This is a genomic window from Klebsiella terrigena (genome assembly GCF_012029655.1).
GTDB lineage: Bacteria > Pseudomonadota > Gammaproteobacteria > Enterobacterales > Enterobacteriaceae > Klebsiella > Klebsiella terrigena.
The window spans coordinates 735,460-751,709 of record NZ_CP050508.1 but is presented as its reverse complement, the minus strand read 5'-3'; the positions used below and the strand labels follow the sequence as shown (position 1 = coordinate 751,709).

Sequence of the window (16,250 nt, the reverse complement as noted above, 5' to 3'; positions counted from 1 at the left end):
CACAAACCAACGCCCCGTCTGCGGTTTATTTTTAAACTGCAAATAGCACGTGCTGCTTAGTTTATAATAAGCTTGCTAACTATTATTTCACTCCATCAACCACCTCTGGCGACATTCACTCATTGCCGATCGATCTTCTCTGCAAGATATAGCGGTACGTATCGCTATTTATGCTGTGCCATGAAATATCGAATCCCCGCCCGGCGCCCAAAGTGCGACGACCGGACCCGGCTATCGATATCGCCATAATAAAGAGACCCGCAATATGAATATTAAAAAGCTGCGTTTAATGCTGCTGCTCGTCGTACCGGCTCTGGGGCTGGCGGCGGGCGGCTGGTGCTATTTTGCCAACGGTCACTACGTTGAAACAGATAATGCCTACGTGAAGGCCGATAAAACCGATATCAGCGCCGAAGTCGCGGGTCGGGTGGTAAAGGTGCTGGTGAAAGAAAACCAGCACGTGAATAAAGGCGACCTTCTGTTCAGCGTCGATGCCAGGCCCTATCAGCTCGCCGTTGCCGAAGCGGAATCGGATCTCAATAGTACGATCATCGATTTGAAAACCATTAAGTCGCAGTATCAAAGCAAGCAGGCCAATATTCAGGTTTCCCAAAGCCAGCACGAGTACGCTCGCCGTGAAGAGGCGCGCCTGCATCGTCTGAACGGGCCAGGCTACGTCTCGGCCTCCGATCTGGACGGCGCGCATCAGAAAACGCTGCTTATGGCCCTTGAGGTCAACATGTTGAAGAAGCAGCTCCAGGAAGTGGCCGACAGCTTTGGCGGGGATATTAATATGCCGCTACAGCAGCACCCGCGTTATAAGAAAGCGCTGGCTGAGCTCAATACGGCCAAAAATAATCTACGCCACGTTAATGAATACGCTCCCGCCTCCGGCACCATAACCCGGGTATTACAAACCGGCGAATACGTGCAGGACGGTACCACGGCGATGCTTTTGGTCTCCGATGCCAACCTCTATATCGAGGCCAATTTTACCGAGAAAGATCTGACCCATATTCGCAATAACCAGCAGGCGGAGATCAGCGTTGATTACGCTCCGGGCGTGACCTGGCACGGCAAGGTCAGCAGCATCAGCCCGGCCACCGGCGCGGAGTATGCGGTAATTCCCGCCGAAAATGCCACCGGTAACTGGGTGAAGGTGACCCAGCGTATTCCGGTACGTATTCACCTGCAGACCGATGCCCGGCAGCCGCAGCTGCGGGCGGGCCTGAGCGCCACCATAAAAATTGACACCCGGTCTGACGCCGGCCGTGCGTCGTAACGAGGTGACTATGTCTGATACCACCCTCGCCCCGCCGCGTAAAAGTAGCTCCGTCGATCGCCGCCTGCTCATCACCTTCTCGGTGATGCTGGCGACCATCATGCAGGCGCTGGATACCACGATTGCCAACGTTGCCCTGCCGCATATGCAGGGCGCGATGGGAGCCACTCAGGATCAAACCTCGTGGGTGCTCACCTCCTATATCGTCGCCGCGGCCATCGCCATGCCGCTGACCGGTTTTATCTCCGCCCGCATCGGCCGCAAACGTCTGTTCGTTATTTCGGTCATCGGCTTCACCGTCGCTTCGATGCTGTGCGGCGCCGCCCAGTCGCTGAATCAGATTGTGCTCTTTCGCCTGCTGCAGGGGATTTTTGGCGCCAGCCTGGTGCCGCTCTCGCAATCGGTCATGTTAGACAGCTGGCCGCCGGAGAAACAGGGCTCCGCGATGGCAATGTGGGGGATGGGGGTTATGGTTGGCCCGATCCTCGGCCCGGCCCTCGGCGGCTGGCTGACCGAATACTACAGCTGGCGCTGGGTGTTCTATATCAATATTCCCTTCGGCGTCCTCGCGTGGCTGGGCATTAGCACCTTCGTCACCGAAACGCCGATCGATAGCACCCGCCGGTTCGATCTGCTGGGATTCTTTTTCCTCAGCGTTGCCATCGGCAGCCTGCAGCTCTTCCTCGATCGCGGCGAGTCAAAGGCGTGGTTTGCCAGCGGCGAGATAATCACTGAAGCGGTGCTGGCGGCGCTGACGCTGTATCTGTTTGTGGTGCATATTTTTACGATTAAAAAACCCTTTATCGACCCGGCGATTTTCCGCGATAAGAACTTTGTCGTCGGCCTGCTGTTCAGTTTTGTGGTCGGGACGATCCTGCTGGCGACCATGGCGCTGATGCCGCCGCTGCTGCAGGGGCTGATGGGATATCCGGTCATTGACGTCGGCCTGCTGATGACGCCGCGCGGTTTTGGCACCATGTTCAGCATGATGCTGGTCGGGCGAATGGCGGGCAAAGTCGATATGCGCCACGTCATTACCGTGGGGATCGTCATTATGGCGGCTTCGCTGTGGATGATGACGCGCTACGCCATGTGGATGAGCCCGTGGGATATCGTCAGCTCCGGCGTGGTGCAGGGCGTGGGGATGGGATTAACCTTCGTGCCGCTTTCGACGCTGACCTTCTCCACGCTGCAGCCGCAGTATCGCACCGAGGGCACCGCGCTCTATTCGCTGATTCGCAATATCGGCAGCAGCATCGGTATTTCGGTGGTGACGACCTATCTGGCGCAGCAGTCCCAGCGTAACCACATGCTATTTTCCGGCTTTATTAATCCGTTCAATAAGGCTCTGCAGCACGATATGCAAGCGGGCGCTTACAATATTCATCACCTGCCCGGACTCGTGGCCATTAACGGCGAGGTCACGCGCCAGGCGATGGTGCTGGCCTATTATCAGGACTTCCGCCTGATGATGTTCCTGTGCTTTATTTTAGTGCCGCTGGTGCTGCTATTTTCAAAACCCGTGAAGCATCCCGCCAAATAAAGATCGCGGCGCAGGTGAAATACAAAAATAAATAAAAAGCGCCTCCTGGCGAGGAGCGGCGGCCTGTACAGTGGCGCGTTATTTTTATTTTCACATGACAATCGTTACCCTGGATACCCTGAATGCGCATACCACTCCTGCCCCTTTTGACGCTCTGCATCGGCCTGCTTCCCGGCGCGCTGCTGGCGCAAACGGGACAAGTCAAAACCAACGCCGAAAAATCGGCTGATGACCCAACCCGGGTCACCACCAGGGTCGGCATCGCCTGGTCCGATAACTATGCAATGGATGACAGCAACCTCGCCTTCTCCGGTTCGCTGGCCTTGGACCAGGCCCGGAAAATCAACGTGCGGATCAACAGCGATGCTTCCGAATGGCGCGTTGGCGGTTCGTGGCTGTTTCCGATTGGGATCTTTAACTTCAATTTCGGCAAAAATGAGTACCCCGGCGACGCGTCGCAGACCAACTACTCCATCGGCACCTTTGTGCCGCTGAGCTTCTTTGGTATTGAGCCCGCAGGCTTCCAGATATTCCCGATGGCCGGCTATAGCTACAACACCGGCGATCGCATGGCCTGCAATGCCGATAAGCATAAGGCCTGCTCGCAGTCCGATTTTAGCGGCATGCCGTCGCCGGAAAATGGTTTTGAATCAACCAATATCTCCGGCAGCAGCGGCTATCTCGGCGCCTTTGTCCTCAAACCGCTGACGCAGAATCTGCGGATGATCGGCTTCCTGGGCGGCTCTTATGGTTCGAAAAGCGACGCGGGTGACAACTATAAAGGCTACTTCGGCGGTCTCGGCCTCGGTTATAACCTCACCGAGCATAACGCGGTGAAGGTGCTGACGTACGTTCAGGATAACAACACCTACCTTGATGAGGCCGATAAGCGCATCCTGCTGGCCTGGCAATACCAGCTCTGATATCCATCAGCCGGAGGCGGAAGGCGCCTTCGGGATGACATCCCGTTTCTTTAGCGGGTACACTACGCCTCCAGTACTCCCTCTCAAGTCACTCATGCTGAAGAAACTACGCTTTATTGTTCCACTCCTGGCGCTGGCAGCCCTGGTCGTCTGGTGGTTTACGCCACGCTACTCTGAAGAAGACGAAGCCTACTATCGCTCGGTTTTCTGCCTCATCGATCATCACGACAGCCGCGCATTCCTTCACGATATGGAAAGTGTTGTCGAAGGCGGTAATTCGGATTATGCCCTGCACAAGATCCGCTACATTCCGGCTCTGGGTGAAAAAATGCGGCAAACGTGGCAGCAGCTTAGCCCGGATGAGCAACGCGCGAGCCGCGAAGACCGGCAGCGCTGCTATCAGCTGATGGGCGAGAAGAAGCAGGATTAAGCCAGCCGCAAGCTGACCATGGCGTACGCCTTTTAGCCCGTAGGGCAGGTCGTGGTTGCTGGCGACCTGCCTTCTATTCCCGTTTCGCCAGTGATTTCTTCTTTAAATTATAAAGAAACCATATATTGCTCGCGGTCATAAAAAAGTAGTTGATCTGATACGCACAAGCTTTTATTTTGCTTGTCAGTTTTTCAAACGAGATAAAACGATGCCTACTATTACAGCCGGTAGTATGAAAGAAGCCAAAGAATTAATTAACTGCGGGAAATATAAGGAAATAGTTCTTAACTTTGATATTGATGCCGATGATTTTTTCACCCTCGCGACATCCCAGCACGCCACCAAAATCACCATCTCCGACAAAAACACCCACTCACCGGTAAAATTAGAAAAATAATTAAAAACCTCTGAGGTATTTCTTATGTTGCTATTTATTGGCACAGCAGCAGTTGCTTTTCTCTCTTCATTAATGCTGATCTGGCTTGACGATCGCATCAGCGAGCAGGATTAACCTCCGGCGCGCAGCTCCCCCCTCTTTTATTCTACATGCCCGTGTGCGCTCATCGTGAAGCGCTACGGGCTGTTCCTGCAGCACCCGAGCCACTTCAGCCAATCTGCTCACTCGCCGCGGTGCGGGAAAGCGTGAAGGCTCCGCGCCGTCTCGCGACGCGGAGTGAAAGCGCGGTAATTACAGCGACTTTGCCAGGCGTTCGACGGCGGTCAGCAGACCCGCTTCCGACACCGTTGAGTAGGAGAGGCGCAGCGTGCGGGTATCCGGATTGTCGTTATAGAACGCTTCGCCCGGCACGTAGACCACGCCGTTTTCGAGGGTCTTTTTCATCCATTGCATGGTATCGAACGGATAGCGGAAACGGGCCCACAGGAACATGCCGCCTTTGGGACGGCTGAACTCCAGATGCTCGCCAAGCTGGCTCTCCAGGGCATCGGCCAGCGCGACGCACTTCTTGCGATAGTCTTCGCGAATCAGGGCTATCTGGTTCTCCAGGCGGTTCATCGCCAGGTATTCCGCGGTGATCACCTGCGACAGCATGTTGGTGTGGAGATCCGCCGCCTGCTTGACGATCACCGTCTGCTGCGCCAGCCAGTCCGGCATCACAATCCAGCCAATGCGCATGCCCGGGGCGAGGATCTTGGAGAACGTCGAGGTGTAGACCACCTGGTCTTCACAGCCGAGCTCCTGCGCGTACTGGTAGAGCGGGCGGCGGACTTCGTCGGTAAAGCTGATTTCGCCGTAGGGATCGTCTTCGATAATCACGAAATCATGCTGCTTCGCCAGCTCAACCACCCGACGGCGGCGATCGGCGCTGAGGGTTTTTCCGCCCGGGTTGCCGAAGGTGGGCACCAGGTACACGGCCTTGACCTTAGTCGTCTCCAGCAGATCCGCCAGCTGTTCCACCAGCATGCCGTCGTCATCGGTATCGACGCTGAGGATATTCGCCTGAGCCAGCTGGAACACCTGCAGCGCAGCCAGATAGGTCGGGCGCTCGACGACGATCGCATCGCCCGGATCGAGCAGCGTACGCGCGACGATATCCAAAGACTGCTGCGAACCGGAGGTGATATAGACATGGCTTGCCGGACAGGCAACGCCGCGCGCCTGACACAGTTCGCTGACGGCCTGACGCAGCGGCGGATAGCCTTCGGTCAATCCGTACTGGAACGCATCGTTGAAACGCCCGCTCATCACCTGCTGCACCGCCAGATTCAGACCTTCGGTATCAAACAGCTCCGGAGCCGGGATCCCACCACCCAGTGAGATAACGCCGGGGAGTTTACTGTGCTTGAGAAGTTCGCGGACGGCGGAGGGCTTGAGTTCACCCGCGCGGGCGGCGAGTCGCCGATCGTGCATATTATTTTCCTTTTTTGTCTGTCTTGTTGTTGTGGTTTGTTAACTATTTAGTACCAATTTTTACCCAAAATCCCCGGCAGCGCTATGCTTACCGGGGATTTTACGGCCCCTGCGATTCGGCGCCGGCGAAACTATCGTCTCTCGTTGTCTTTCAGCACAATTAACGGTTCAATATCGCTCTCTTTTTTGACCACCAGCGAATCATCGCCGCGCAGGCAGGTGCCGCCGTAGTTGCCGCCAACGGTAAAGGTGCATACCTGAATGTATTTACCATCCACTTTCGGCAGGCACCACAGCTGCTGATAAATATTTTTGCGATCGACAAACTGCCCGCTGGTCTTATCCAGCACCTCGTCGTCGGGGCCAATCAGGTCGATATTGTTGCCGCAGCGCCCGGAGATAGGCTTAACCGCATAGCCGGTTTTCGCCAGCTCGTCGTTGACGACAAAGTCGGTATCCAGCAGATAGCGATGATTCGGGAACAGCGACCACAGCACCGGCAGAATCGCCTTGTTGCCGGGGATCACCGTCCACAGCGGTTCGAATACCAGCACCTCGGGGCGCAGCAGGACGTCAATCAGCCGCACCTCGTTTTGCGGATGGCCGGTGCGGATCGGCACGGCGGCGTACTCGTCGGCGCTGACCTCGCGCACCTGCTCGATAGCGGTTTCCCATGCCCAGGTTTTCCAGACGCAGTTAACCAGCCGCCCGTCGCCGTCAATCAGCTGCCCGGCGGCATCCCAGCGCAGCTCATCAAGGCCAAAGAGGATTTTGCTCTCGAAGCCGGCCTGGGTGAGCGAACGCTGGATAAACAGCGCGTGGTAGTTCTCCTCCAGATCCTTATCCTGCATGATGTGCACAAAAGGCCGCGCCCGGCTGTGCTTCCACGCGCCCGCCAGCTCATCCAGCAGATCTTCCGCCGGATTATGACCGCTGCCGTAGTAGCCCTGCTTCAGCCACTGCTCGAGGATCATCCCGCCTTCGGTATGGCAGGAGGCGGAGTCGGCGTTGTATTCATAGACCTTCAGCCCGCGCTCGTCCATGCAGAAATCCATGCGGCCGGTGATCATATGATGGCGACGTCGCTGCCATGAGAGGCGCAGACGCGGCCAGAGAATTTTGGGGATATCGAACAGCGCCAGCAGGCCGTCGTCTTTCATCACCTTATCGGTGGCGTGCAGGTACATCAAATGCAGCTCGTTGGTTGCTTTGATCAGCTCCTGCTCGGCGCTTTCGGTAATGGTGAAATACTGGTAAGGGTCGGCGTTAATAAAGTGGCCGTTGGCGTCAACGTAGGCTTTCTGCAGCGTGTCTTTCTCGTTCAGCCACCTGCCGCGAAACTGTCCGTTGTTCGGCAGGCGGGCACCGCGAATGGCCAGCGCTTCGCCCGGCAGCACCGGCTGCGCCAGGCTGTGCTCGGTATCGGCGGTCTGGATCATCCAGCCAAGGATCTCGGTGTCGGCGAAGGTATCTTTGAGGGTATAGACGCCGTTGTGCACCTCGAGGGTGAGCTCCCGCGTCCACTGCTGGCCCTGCGGCAGCGGCGTGTGGATAACGTTTTGCTCGGCGATCCTGACCTTATTGCCCACCAGCTGCGTAATCACCGCCACGTGGCCGGTATGCTTGAACTCGCCGCCCTTCTGCCAGATCAGCAGGGAGCCGGCCATCGGCGCACGACGCGAGCCGTTGGCAAAGGCCTGCAGCGGCAGAATATTGTCGTTAACCACTTCGCGCAGAAAGCGCAGAGAGAAGATTTCATACGCCATGCCGACGTCGGTGAAGACGAAACCGTAGGTGAGAAACAGGAAGCGGCGCGCGAACTCGACGCACTGCCATTTGTGCCCCATATACTCGTTATTGATATAGCTGCGGAACGTGGCGTCATCCGGATAATCTTGCGGATTTAAGCTGCTGTAGTTCGATGAATAGATTGCCACGCCGCCCGGCGCGTAGCCTAACAATGTACCAAAAGGGGCATCACTGCTTGTCGATCCTTTGCTCATTAGCCTGACCTCAAATTAATGCAGCCCGGGCAGTTGGCGGAACAAAACTCCCTCTTCTTATCCTGCCGCAGGCACTTACCAGACAGAGGTGGAATGATGATACCACTCATTCGATTCGCTAATTGTGCCCTTACGGAAAATAACCCTGCGCCGCAGGGCAAAAGTGATATCGTTTATCTGAGATATAACAACAAATAGCGAATTAACGTCAGGAGTTGATTATGAGCACACAACCGCATCTGCAAGCGCAACCGCTGGTCTGGGGACATGGCCCGCGCACCTTCGAGGTTTTCCTGGAGCCGACCTGCCCCTATTCGGTACGCGCATTCAATAAGCTCGACGACCTGCTCGACGAGGTCGGCGCGGATAACGTGACCATTAAAATTCGCCTGCAGTCCCAGCCCTGGCATATGTTCTCGGGGGTCATCGTGCGCTGTATTCTGGCGGCCTCCACCCTGCCGCACGGCAGAGAGCAGGCGCATAAGGTGCTACAAGCCGTGGCCGACCATCGCGAAGAGTTCGAATTTACCGATCACTGCAGCGGGCCGAATATGAACGCCACTCCGCAGCAAATCGTTGAGCGTATCGAGCGCTACAGCCACGTTCTGCTTTCCGCAGCGTTCGCCCGCCCTGAGCTGCAGGCGGAGATCAAATGGCACAGCAAATATGCGCGCCAGAACGGCATCCACGTGTCGCCAACCTTTATGGTCAACGGGCTGGTGCAGGCGGATCTCGGCAGCGGCGACGATATCAGCGTCTGGGCCGCGCGGATAATGGCCTGAGTTAGGGCGCTGCCCCGGTGAGCGTAACGCGGCCGGGGAAACCGTCCGGGAATATCGCCAGCGGGTGAATAAGCCTCACACTGTTAAATCCTTACTACGCCACCTGCTACACTCCCTGAACACCTCACTACAAAGGCAGACCAGCATGTCAGAGAATAACTACCAACCCCCGAAAGTGTGGGAATGGAAGCAGAACAACGGCGGCGCGTTCGCCAACATCAACCGTCCTGTCTCCGGCGCAACGCATGAGCAAGAGCTGCCGGTCGGCTCACATCCGCTTCAGCTTTACTCCCTGGGCACGCCTAACGGCCAGAAGGTGACGATCCTGCTGGAAGAGCTGCTGGCGCTCGGCGTGAGCGATGCGGAGTATGACGCCTGGCTGATTCGGATCGGCGAGGGCGATCAGTTCTCAAGCGGCTTTGTTGCGGTGAACCCGAACTCAAAAATCCCGGCGCTGAGCGATCGCTCAACCACCCCGCCAACCCGCGTGTTTGAGTCCGGCAGCATTCTGCTTTATCTCGCGGAGAAGTTCGGTTTCTTCCTGCCAAAAGATCCGGCCGGGCGCACCGAGACGCTGAACTGGCTGTTCTGGCTGCAGGGCGCCGCGCCGTTCCTCGGCGGCGGCTTTGGCCACTTCTTCAACTACGCGCCGGTGAAAATCGAGTACGCCATCGACCGCTTCACCATGGAAGCCAAGCGTCAGCTCGACGTGCTGGATAAGCGGCTCGCCGATAACCGCTACGTCGCCGGAGAAGAGTACACCATCGCCGATATGGCTATCTGGCCGTGGTACGGCAACGTAGTGCTCGGAGGCGTCTACAACGCTGCCGAATTCCTCGACGCCGGCAGCTATAAAAACGTTCTGCGCTGGGCGCAGGAGGTCGGCAGCCGTCCGGCGGTGCAGCGCGGACGGATCGTTAACCGCACCAACGGCCCGCTAAACGAGCAGCTCCACGAGCGCCATAGCGCCAGCGATTTCGACAGCCAAACCGAAGACAAGCGCCAGGCATAAGGCCATCCCAGCCGAAGGCTTCGGCCTTCGGCTATTAGCGCTCCAGGCGCTATCCCGCCATAAAGTAGCGCATCGCGGTGCCGGAACTCCCCTCTTTAAAGAAATCCATAATCGATGACGCTAGCGTAAATACTTCTCAAACCAGGCCAGGGTTCTCTGCCACGCCAGCTCCGCCGCTTCCCGGTCATAGCGCGGCGTGGAGTCATTATGAAACCCGTGATTAACGCCCTGATAAATATAGGCCTCATAGACCTTATGCTGCGCTTTCAGCGCCTCTTCATAGGCCGGCCAGCCCTGGTTGATGCCGCTATCGAGACCGGCGTAGTGCAGCAGCAGCGGCGCCTGAATCCTGGCGACTTCGTTGAGCGGCGGCTGCCGGCCGTAGAACGGTACCGCGCAGGCTAGCTCCGGGGTAGCCACCGCGGCGGCGTTGCTGACGCCTCCGCCGTAGCAAAAGCCGGTGATGCCGACTTTTCCCGTCGCCTGCGGATGCTTCGCCATAAACGCGATCGCGGCAAAAAAGTCGTTCATCAGCTTCACGGGATCGACTTTCTGCTGCAGCTCTCTCCCCTCATCATCATTGCCGGGATAGCCGCCGACGGAGCTCAGGCCGTCCGGCGCCAGGGCGATGTAGCCCGCCTTCGCCACCCGCCGGGCAACGTCTTCAATATAGGGATTGAGGCCGCGGTTCTCATGCACCACCACCACCGCCGCGGCTTTGTCGGCGATCTTCGTCGGCGTCACCAGGTATGCGCGCACCTCGCCATGACCGTCGGGAGAGGGATAGTGAATATACTCCGGGCGGATATCCGGGTCGGTAAACGTCACCTGCTCCGCCAGGGCATAGTTGGGTTTCAGCAGGTTAAACAGCGCCAGCGCGGTCATTCCGCCGACGGCATATTTCCCCGCCAGCTGGAGAAACTCACGTTTGCTGATTTTACCGTGGGCATAGTAGTCGTAGTACTCGAGCAGCTGTTGCGGGAAATCTTTGGCCGTCAGTCGCGTCATCGCGTGTTCTCCGTTAGTGAAGGCCCTTTAAGCAAAGCATAAGCTCGCCGGGACGCCAGAAATCCCGCGAGGGTCGGTAAAAGAAGCGGGATCGTGGCCTGGCGCAGAGGGTGCTGGGAGAGCTGGCGCAGAGCGGCCAGCACGCGGCGGTTGGTCAGCTGAATATGTGGCAGACTTCGTCAGAGAGGCAAACCGCTCGCCCGGTAGCTAAACGCTGCCGGGCAGGCAGGAACTAGTGCTTAACTTTGGTCAGGCGATCGAGATAGCCCATCACAAACGCCGACAGCACGAAGGTCAGGTGGATAATGACGTACCACATCAGCTTATTGTCCGGCACGTTTTTGGCATCCATAAACACCCGCAGCAGGTGGATCGAGGAGATCGCAACGATGGAGGCCGCAACCTTGTTTTTCAGCGAAGTGGCGTCCATTTTTCCCAGCCAGCTGAGCTTCTCTTTGCCCTCGTTGATATCCAGCTGAGAGACAAAGTTTTCATACCCCGAGAACATCACCATTACCAGCAGGCCGCCGACCAGCGTCATATCCACCAGCGACAGCAGGGTCAGGATCAGGTCCGACTCCCCTACGCTAAAGATATGCGGCAGGATGTGGAGGATCTCCTGAAAAAATTTGATCGACAGCGCCACCAGTCCCAGAGAGAGACCAAAATAAACCGGTGCCAGCAGCCAGCGTGAGGCGTACATGGCATTTTCCAGAAAGCGTTCCATAAGACCCTGTAAGTTAAAAAAAACGATCGGCATTATATCGCAACCCGCCAGCGTGATTGCAACATCCGCTCAGCGCTGCGGATCGACAGAGATAAAAAAGGCCGGCACAAGGCCAGCCTCCTGGGGAGATGTTGGTGAGGGCTACTGCGCTTTAACGGTCTCTTCGCCCACCAGACCAATCTTCAGATAGCCCGCCTGGTGCAGGGTATCCATGACTTTCATCATCGTCTCGTAGTCCACGGTTTTATCGGCGCGGAAGAAGACGGTGGTGTCTTTCTTACCTTCAGTCAGGGTATTCAGCGCGTTAATCATGCTCTCTTCGGTCACCGGATCGTTGCCGAGGAACATCGTTTTATCCGCCTTCACCGACAGATAGATCGGCTTTTCCGGACGCGGCTGCGGCTGGCTGGAGGAGGCGGGCAGGTTGACCTTCACATCAACCGTCGCCAGCGGAGCGGCCACCATAAAGATAATCAGCAGCACGAGCATGACGTCGATAAACGGCGTCACGTTAATATCGTGCATTTCGCCGTTATCATCGAGGTTTTCGTTAAAATGCATCGCCATAAAGCATCAACCTACTCGTAATTTCTGCGCGGTACGTACCGGCGAAGAGCCGCTGGCACTCAGGTCCAGATCGCGGCTTTGCAGCAGCAATACCTGGGCGGCGACGTCGCCGAGAGTGGCTTTGTAGCTGCCGATCATACGGGCGAAGATGTTATAGATAACTACCGCCGGGATAGCGGCAAACAGGCCGATAGCCGTTGCCAGCAGCGCTTCCGCGATGCCCGGTGCGACAACCGCGAGGTTGGTGGTCTGAGTCTGGGCGATGCCGATAAAGCTGTTCATGATGCCCCAGACGGTACCAAACAGGCCGACGAACGGGGAGATGGCGCCGATGGTCGCCAGGTAGCCGTTTCCGCGGCCCATATAGCGACCTACAAACGCCACGCGGCGCTCAAGGCGGAAACCGGTACGCTCTTTAATGCCTTCGTTATCTTCGACGCCAGCCGACAGCTCGAGCTCGTTCTGCGCTTCGTTGATAAGCTGCGTGCTCAGGCTTTTAGGATCGAAAGCGTTGGCGATGTCGCTGGCCTGGTCGAGGGAGCGCGCTTCGCCGAGAAGCTGCTGTTCGCGCTTGAGGCGGCGCTTGCTGGAGAGGATTTCAGCACCCTTGCCGAAGAAGATAGCCCATGTGACTATCGACGCCAGAATCAGGCCAATCATCACGACCTTAACGACAATATCGGCATGATGATACATACCCCAAACGGAAAGATCCGCCTGCATCAAATTATTACCCACTCTGAGTCTCCAGGACGTAAATCACAAAATCTGAGCATAATAATATCAAAACGGCATCGAATTGATAGTGGTTCTCATTAGTATTTACACTGTGCAGCAAATCACGTTTATTTTCCTTGCGCTTACGCAGTAAAAAAGCGGCAGCCGGGGGATTTGGTAAAATTTTTGCCTGTATCCGTCGTTAGCCGGTACAGCTCCGGGTATTCATGCTAGTTTAGACGTCCAGACGTATAAAAACAGGCAAAAAACATGGCTGACAAACATCTTGATACCGCTCTGGTCCACGCCGGACGCAGTAAAAAATATACCCTCGGATCGGTAAACAGCGTGATTCAGCGCGCTTCGTCGCTGGTGTTCGACACCGTCGAAGATAAGAAACATGCCACCCGCAACCGGGCGAAGGGCGAGCTGTTTTACGGCCGCCGCGGCACGCTGACCCACTTCTCGCTGCAGGAAGCCATGTGCGAGCTGGAAGGCGGCGCCGGCTGCGCCCTGTTCCCCTGCGGTGCGGCGGCGGTGGCCAATACGATTCTGGCGTTTGTTGAGCAGGGCGACCACGTTCTGATGACCAACACCGCCTATGAGCCGAGCCAGGACTTCAGTACCAAGGTGCTTGCCAGGCTCGGCGTGAGCACCGGCTGGTTCGATCCGCTGATTGGCGCCGATATCGCCCGTCTGGTCCAGCCGAATACCCGCGTGGTGTTTCTCGAGTCTCCGGGTTCAATCACTATGGAGGTCCACGACGTTCCGGCGATCGTCGCGGCCGTGCGCAGCGTTGCCCCGGAGGCAATCATCATGATCGACAACACCTGGGCGGCCGGCGTGCTGTTCAGGGCGCTGGATTTTGGCGTCGATATCTCGATTCAGGCCGGGACCAAATACCTGATTGGCCACTCCGATGCGATGGTCGGCACCGCGGTTGCCAACGCGCGCTGCTGGGACCAGCTGCGTGAGAACGCCTATCTGATGGGGCAGATGCTCGACGCGGATACCGCCTATATGACCAGCCGCGGCCTGCGCACCCTCGGCGTGCGCCTGCGTCAGCACCACGAGAGCAGCCTGCGCATCGCCGAATGGCTGGCGCAGCATCCGCAGGTGGCGCGGGTCAACCATCCCGCGCTGCCGGGCAGCAAAGGGCATGAGTTCTGGAAGCGCGACTTTACCGGCAGCAGCGGCCTGTTCTCGTTTATTCTCAATAAGCGGCTGAACGACGCCGAGCTGTCCACTTATCTGGACAACTTCAGCCTGTTCAGCATGGCCTACTCCTGGGGCGGTTTCGAATCACTGATCCTGGCTAACCAGCCGGAGCACATCGCTGCCATCCGCCCCGAGGCGGAAGTCGATTTCAGCGGCACGCTGATTCGCGTCCATATCGGTTTAGAAAATGTTGACGATCTGCTGGCGGATTTAGCGGCGGGCTTCGCGCGTATCGTGTAAAGTGACGGCCAGTGGCAATAATTGCGGACGTTCTGTTAGAGGCGGCCGCTTTTGTTGCGCCCGGGATCAAGGTGTTCGGGGCTCTTCAGGAGTACACTAGTCAAAAATACGGTACCACTTAGGAAAGTCCATGGTTGTTATCCAAGAGATTGTCGCCGCGCTCTGGCAACATGATTTTGCCGCATTGGCGAACCCTCACGTTGTGGGCGTTGTATATCTGGTCATGTTCGCGACCCTGTTTCTCGAGAACGGTCTGCTGCCGGCCTCGTTTTTACCCGGGGACAGCCTGCTGCTGCTCGCCGGCGCGCTGATTGCGAAAGGCGTCATGGACTTTGTGCCCACCCTCGCCATTCTGACCGCGGCGGCCAGCCTCGGCTGCTGGCTGAGCTATATTCAGGGGCGCTGGCTCGGCAACACCGAGACCGTTAAGGGCTGGCTTGCCCATCTGCCGCAGAAATATCATCAGCGCGCGACCTGCATGTTCGATAAGCACGGGCTGCTGGCCCTGCTGGCCGGGCGCTTCCTGGCCTTCGTTCGCACCCTGCTGCCAACAATGGCCGGTATTTCCGGGCTCTCCAACCGCCGCTTCCAGTTCTTCAACTGGCTCAGCGCGCTGCTGTGGGTCGGCGTGGTCACCGGGCTCGGATATGCGCTCAGCATGATCCCTTTCGTCAAGCGCCACGAAGATCAGGTGATGACCTGCCTGATGATCCTGCCTATCGCTCTGCTGGTTGCCGGGCTGCTGGGTACGCTGGTGGTGGTCATTAAGAAAAAGTTCTGCAGCGCCTGATTGACCTTCCCGGGAGGGCGCCAGCGCGCCTTCCCGAAGCGGGCATTTCCCGTTAGATCCCCTGAATCGTTCTGATCCGCGCCGCGTCTTCGCCCGGCGTCATGCCAAAATAGCGCTTAAACTCCCGGCTGAACTGCGACGCGCTTTCGTAGCCCACGCGCATCGCCGCCGCGCTGGCCTTCATCCCGTCGTGGATCATCAGCATCCGCGCCTTATGCAGACGATAGCTTTTCAGATACTGCAGCGGCGAGGTGCTGGTGACCGATTTAAAATTGTGATGAAACGCCGAGACGCTCATGTTGGCCTCCGCCGCCAGCTGATCGACGCTCAGGTTCTCGGTGTACTGGCTTTCAATGCGCTTGAGAACGCGGCTAATCAGGCTGAAGTGCGTTTGCCGGCTGACCAGCGCCAGCAGCGCCCCGCCGCACGGCCCGGTCAGCACGTAGTAGAGCATCTCGCGAATAATCTGCTTGCCCAGGATGCGCGCATCCAGCGGCCGCTCCATCACGTCCAGCAGCCGTTCAGCGGCGCACAAAATCTCCTCAGAGAGTGCCGCCGAGTTAATCCCGCTCGACGCCACCGCCGGCTGGAAGCGCTCATCCTCGCCAATATCCATCAGCAGCTCCTGCAGCTGCAGAATATCAACGTTCAGCCGCAGCCCCGCCAGCGGAACCTCCGGCGTCGCGAAGGTCTCACACTCAAACGGCAGGGGTACCGTCAGCAGCAGATATTCGTTGGTGTCGTAACGAAAAGTCCGTTCATTAATGTAACCAATTTTATGACCGGAAAAGAGAAAAACGATGCCGGGCTGGTACATCACCGGCGTGCGCGTCCCCGGCTGCGTGCCGTACAATAACCGAATATCAGGCAGCAGCTCGCTGAGGTTTTCTTCGTTATCTTTCAGCTTGTTAACCTTTTCCGTTAGCAGCTGACATATCTGGGCACGCTTCATTTACGGTGACTCTCCAGTCGTTTTTCCACGTCTCTATTGTGCGCACTCCGCTGCCTTTTCTCCAGCCCTACGGAGAAATGGGCAAGACATCGGCAGGAATGTGCATTGAGGGGAACGGATGACAGGACCACAATGTTCGTCATCTGGCCGGGATATCTTCTCCGCCGGCAGTTTTCTCTTATTGAG

General features: G+C 57.3%; 16 protein-coding genes. 9 read left to right on the top strand and 7 right to left on the bottom strand.

From position 1 onward, the window contains the following. Window positions 1-265 precede the first annotated feature (265 nt). The 5 genes from HCK03_RS03640 (at window position 266) to HCK03_RS03620 (ending at window position 4,575) form a co-directional block, all read left to right on the top strand. Window positions 266-1,282: an HlyD family secretion protein gene (locus HCK03_RS03640; RefSeq protein WP_076946643.1), complete on the top strand. Its 1,017-nt coding sequence runs from the start codon at window positions 266-268 to the stop codon at window positions 1,280-1,282. Between the two features lie 10 nt (window positions 1,283-1,292). After that, window positions 1,293-2,825: a DHA2 family efflux MFS transporter permease subunit gene (locus HCK03_RS03635; RefSeq protein WP_167691153.1), complete on the top strand. Its 1,533-nt coding sequence runs from the start codon at window positions 1,293-1,295 to the stop codon at window positions 2,823-2,825. A gap of 122 nt (window positions 2,826-2,947) precedes the next feature. Continuing rightward, complete coding sequence (locus HCK03_RS03630) at window positions 2,948-3,748, top strand: hypothetical protein (protein WP_083708728.1); 801 nt, start codon at window positions 2,948-2,950, stop codon at window positions 3,746-3,748. A gap of 94 nt (window positions 3,749-3,842) precedes the next feature. Next, window positions 3,843-4,178, top strand: coding sequence for a hypothetical protein (locus tag HCK03_RS03625; RefSeq protein ID WP_041147250.1), 336 nt, complete (start codon window positions 3,843-3,845; stop codon window positions 4,176-4,178). A gap of 208 nt (window positions 4,179-4,386) precedes the next feature. After that, window positions 4,387-4,575: a hypothetical protein gene (locus HCK03_RS03620; RefSeq protein ID WP_045856893.1), complete on the top strand. Its 189-nt coding sequence runs from the start codon at window positions 4,387-4,389 to the stop codon at window positions 4,573-4,575. A gap of 291 nt (window positions 4,576-4,866) precedes the next feature. Here HCK03_RS03620 and HCK03_RS03615 read toward each other — a convergent pair whose 3' ends face one another. Together HCK03_RS03615 and gss are read right to left on the bottom strand one after the other, a co-directional pair. Then, complete coding sequence (locus HCK03_RS03615; RefSeq protein WP_115191870.1) at window positions 4,867-6,048, bottom strand: aminotransferase-like domain-containing protein; 1,182 nt, start codon at window positions 6,046-6,048, stop codon at window positions 4,867-4,869. Between the two features lie 131 nt (window positions 6,049-6,179). Next, on the bottom strand, window positions 6,180-8,051 hold the full coding sequence (gene gss / locus HCK03_RS03610; RefSeq protein WP_143966446.1) for a bifunctional glutathionylspermidine amidase/synthase: 1,872 nt from the start codon (window positions 8,049-8,051) through the stop codon (window positions 6,180-6,182). 221 nt (window positions 8,052-8,272) lie between these two features. Between gss and HCK03_RS03605 the strand changes: the two genes are divergently transcribed. After that, window positions 8,273-8,833, top strand: coding sequence for a DsbA family protein (locus HCK03_RS03605; protein WP_076946638.1), 561 nt, complete (start codon window positions 8,273-8,275; stop codon window positions 8,831-8,833). 145 nt (window positions 8,834-8,978) lie between these two features. Further along, window positions 8,979-9,845, top strand: a complete 867-nt coding sequence (yghU, locus tag HCK03_RS03600; RefSeq protein ID WP_133600923.1) for a glutathione-dependent disulfide-bond oxidoreductase — start codon at window positions 8,979-8,981, stop codon at window positions 9,843-9,845. Window positions 9,846-9,965: 120 nt separating this feature from the next. Here yghU and yghX read toward each other — a convergent pair whose 3' ends face one another. From yghX to exbB, 4 genes are all read right to left on the bottom strand, one after another. Beyond that, entirely contained in the window at window positions 9,966-10,853 is an 888-nt protein-coding gene (gene yghX, locus HCK03_RS03595) for a YghX family hydrolase (RefSeq protein WP_123551933.1), read from the bottom strand. Window positions 10,854-11,085: 232 nt separating this feature from the next. Beyond that, the gene (locus HCK03_RS03590) at window positions 11,086-11,580 is read right to left on the bottom strand and encodes a TIGR00645 family protein (protein WP_041147753.1); all 495 of its coding nucleotides are present in this window, start codon (window positions 11,578-11,580) and stop codon (window positions 11,086-11,088) included. A gap of 141 nt (window positions 11,581-11,721) precedes the next feature. Beyond that, window positions 11,722-12,147: a TonB system transport protein ExbD gene (gene exbD, locus HCK03_RS03585; RefSeq protein ID WP_041147256.1), complete on the bottom strand. Its 426-nt coding sequence runs from the start codon at window positions 12,145-12,147 to the stop codon at window positions 11,722-11,724. 6 nt (window positions 12,148-12,153) lie between these two features. Further along, entirely contained in the window at window positions 12,154-12,885 is a 732-nt protein-coding gene (exbB, locus tag HCK03_RS03580; RefSeq protein ID WP_041147257.1) for a tol-pal system-associated acyl-CoA thioesterase, read from the bottom strand. Between the two features lie 249 nt (window positions 12,886-13,134). Between exbB and metC the strand changes: the two genes are divergently transcribed. Both metC and yghB read left to right on the top strand, forming a co-directional pair. Next, window positions 13,135-14,322, top strand: coding sequence for a cystathionine beta-lyase (metC, locus tag HCK03_RS03575; protein WP_115191865.1), 1,188 nt, complete (start codon window positions 13,135-13,137; stop codon window positions 14,320-14,322). 130 nt (window positions 14,323-14,452) lie between these two features. Continuing rightward, window positions 14,453-15,112 carry a DedA family general envelope maintenance protein YghB gene (gene yghB / locus HCK03_RS03570; RefSeq protein WP_041147259.1) on the top strand — a complete coding sequence of 220 codons (660 nt, stop codon included), beginning with the start codon at window positions 14,453-14,455 and terminating at the stop codon, window positions 15,110-15,112. A gap of 52 nt (window positions 15,113-15,164) precedes the next feature. Here the strand turns inward: yghB and HCK03_RS03565 are convergent, their stop codons facing one another. Beyond that, window positions 15,165-16,064 (bottom strand): AraC family transcriptional regulator, encoded by a 900-nt coding sequence (locus tag HCK03_RS03565; protein ID WP_041147260.1) that lies wholly within the window; start codon window positions 16,062-16,064, stop codon window positions 15,165-15,167. Between the last annotated feature and the right edge of the window lie 186 nt (window positions 16,065-16,250).

Excerpts from the sequence above, each read along its gene's own strand:
- gss (WP_143966446.1), bottom strand. The coding sequence starts at position 8,051 with ATGAGCAAAGGATCGACAAGCAGTGATGCCCCTTTTGGTACATTGTTA.
- HCK03_RS03620 (WP_045856893.1), top strand. The coding sequence starts at position 4,387 with ATGCCTACTATTACAGCCGGTAGTATGAAAGAAGCCAAAGAATTAATT.
- HCK03_RS03605 (WP_076946638.1), top strand. The coding sequence starts at position 8,273 with ATGAGCACACAACCGCATCTGCAAGCGCAACCGCTGGTCTGGGGACAT.
- HCK03_RS03630 (WP_083708728.1), top strand. The coding sequence starts at position 2,948 with ATGCGCATACCACTCCTGCCCCTTTTGACGCTCTGCATCGGCCTGCTT.
- HCK03_RS03625 (WP_041147250.1), top strand. The coding sequence starts at position 3,843 with ATGCTGAAGAAACTACGCTTTATTGTTCCACTCCTGGCGCTGGCAGCC.
- yghU (WP_133600923.1), top strand. The coding sequence starts at position 8,979 with ATGTCAGAGAATAACTACCAACCCCCGAAAGTGTGGGAATGGAAGCAG.
- HCK03_RS03565 (WP_041147260.1), bottom strand. The coding sequence starts at position 16,064 with ATGAAGCGTGCCCAGATATGTCAGCTGCTAACGGAAAAGGTTAACAAG.
- exbD (WP_041147256.1), bottom strand. The coding sequence starts at position 12,147 with ATGGCGATGCATTTTAACGAAAACCTCGATGATAACGGCGAAATGCAC.
- metC (WP_115191865.1), top strand. The coding sequence starts at position 13,135 with ATGGCTGACAAACATCTTGATACCGCTCTGGTCCACGCCGGACGCAGT.
- yghB (WP_041147259.1), top strand. The coding sequence starts at position 14,453 with ATGGTTGTTATCCAAGAGATTGTCGCCGCGCTCTGGCAACATGATTTT.
- HCK03_RS03590 (WP_041147753.1), bottom strand. The coding sequence starts at position 11,580 with ATGGAACGCTTTCTGGAAAATGCCATGTACGCCTCACGCTGGCTGCTG.
- yghX (WP_123551933.1), bottom strand. The coding sequence starts at position 10,853 with ATGACGCGACTGACGGCCAAAGATTTCCCGCAACAGCTGCTCGAGTAC.
- HCK03_RS03615 (WP_115191870.1), bottom strand. The coding sequence starts at position 6,048 with ATGCACGATCGGCGACTCGCCGCCCGCGCGGGTGAACTCAAGCCCTCC.
- HCK03_RS03640 (WP_076946643.1), top strand. The coding sequence starts at position 266 with ATGAATATTAAAAAGCTGCGTTTAATGCTGCTGCTCGTCGTACCGGCT.
- HCK03_RS03635 (WP_167691153.1), top strand. The coding sequence starts at position 1,293 with ATGTCTGATACCACCCTCGCCCCGCCGCGTAAAAGTAGCTCCGTCGAT.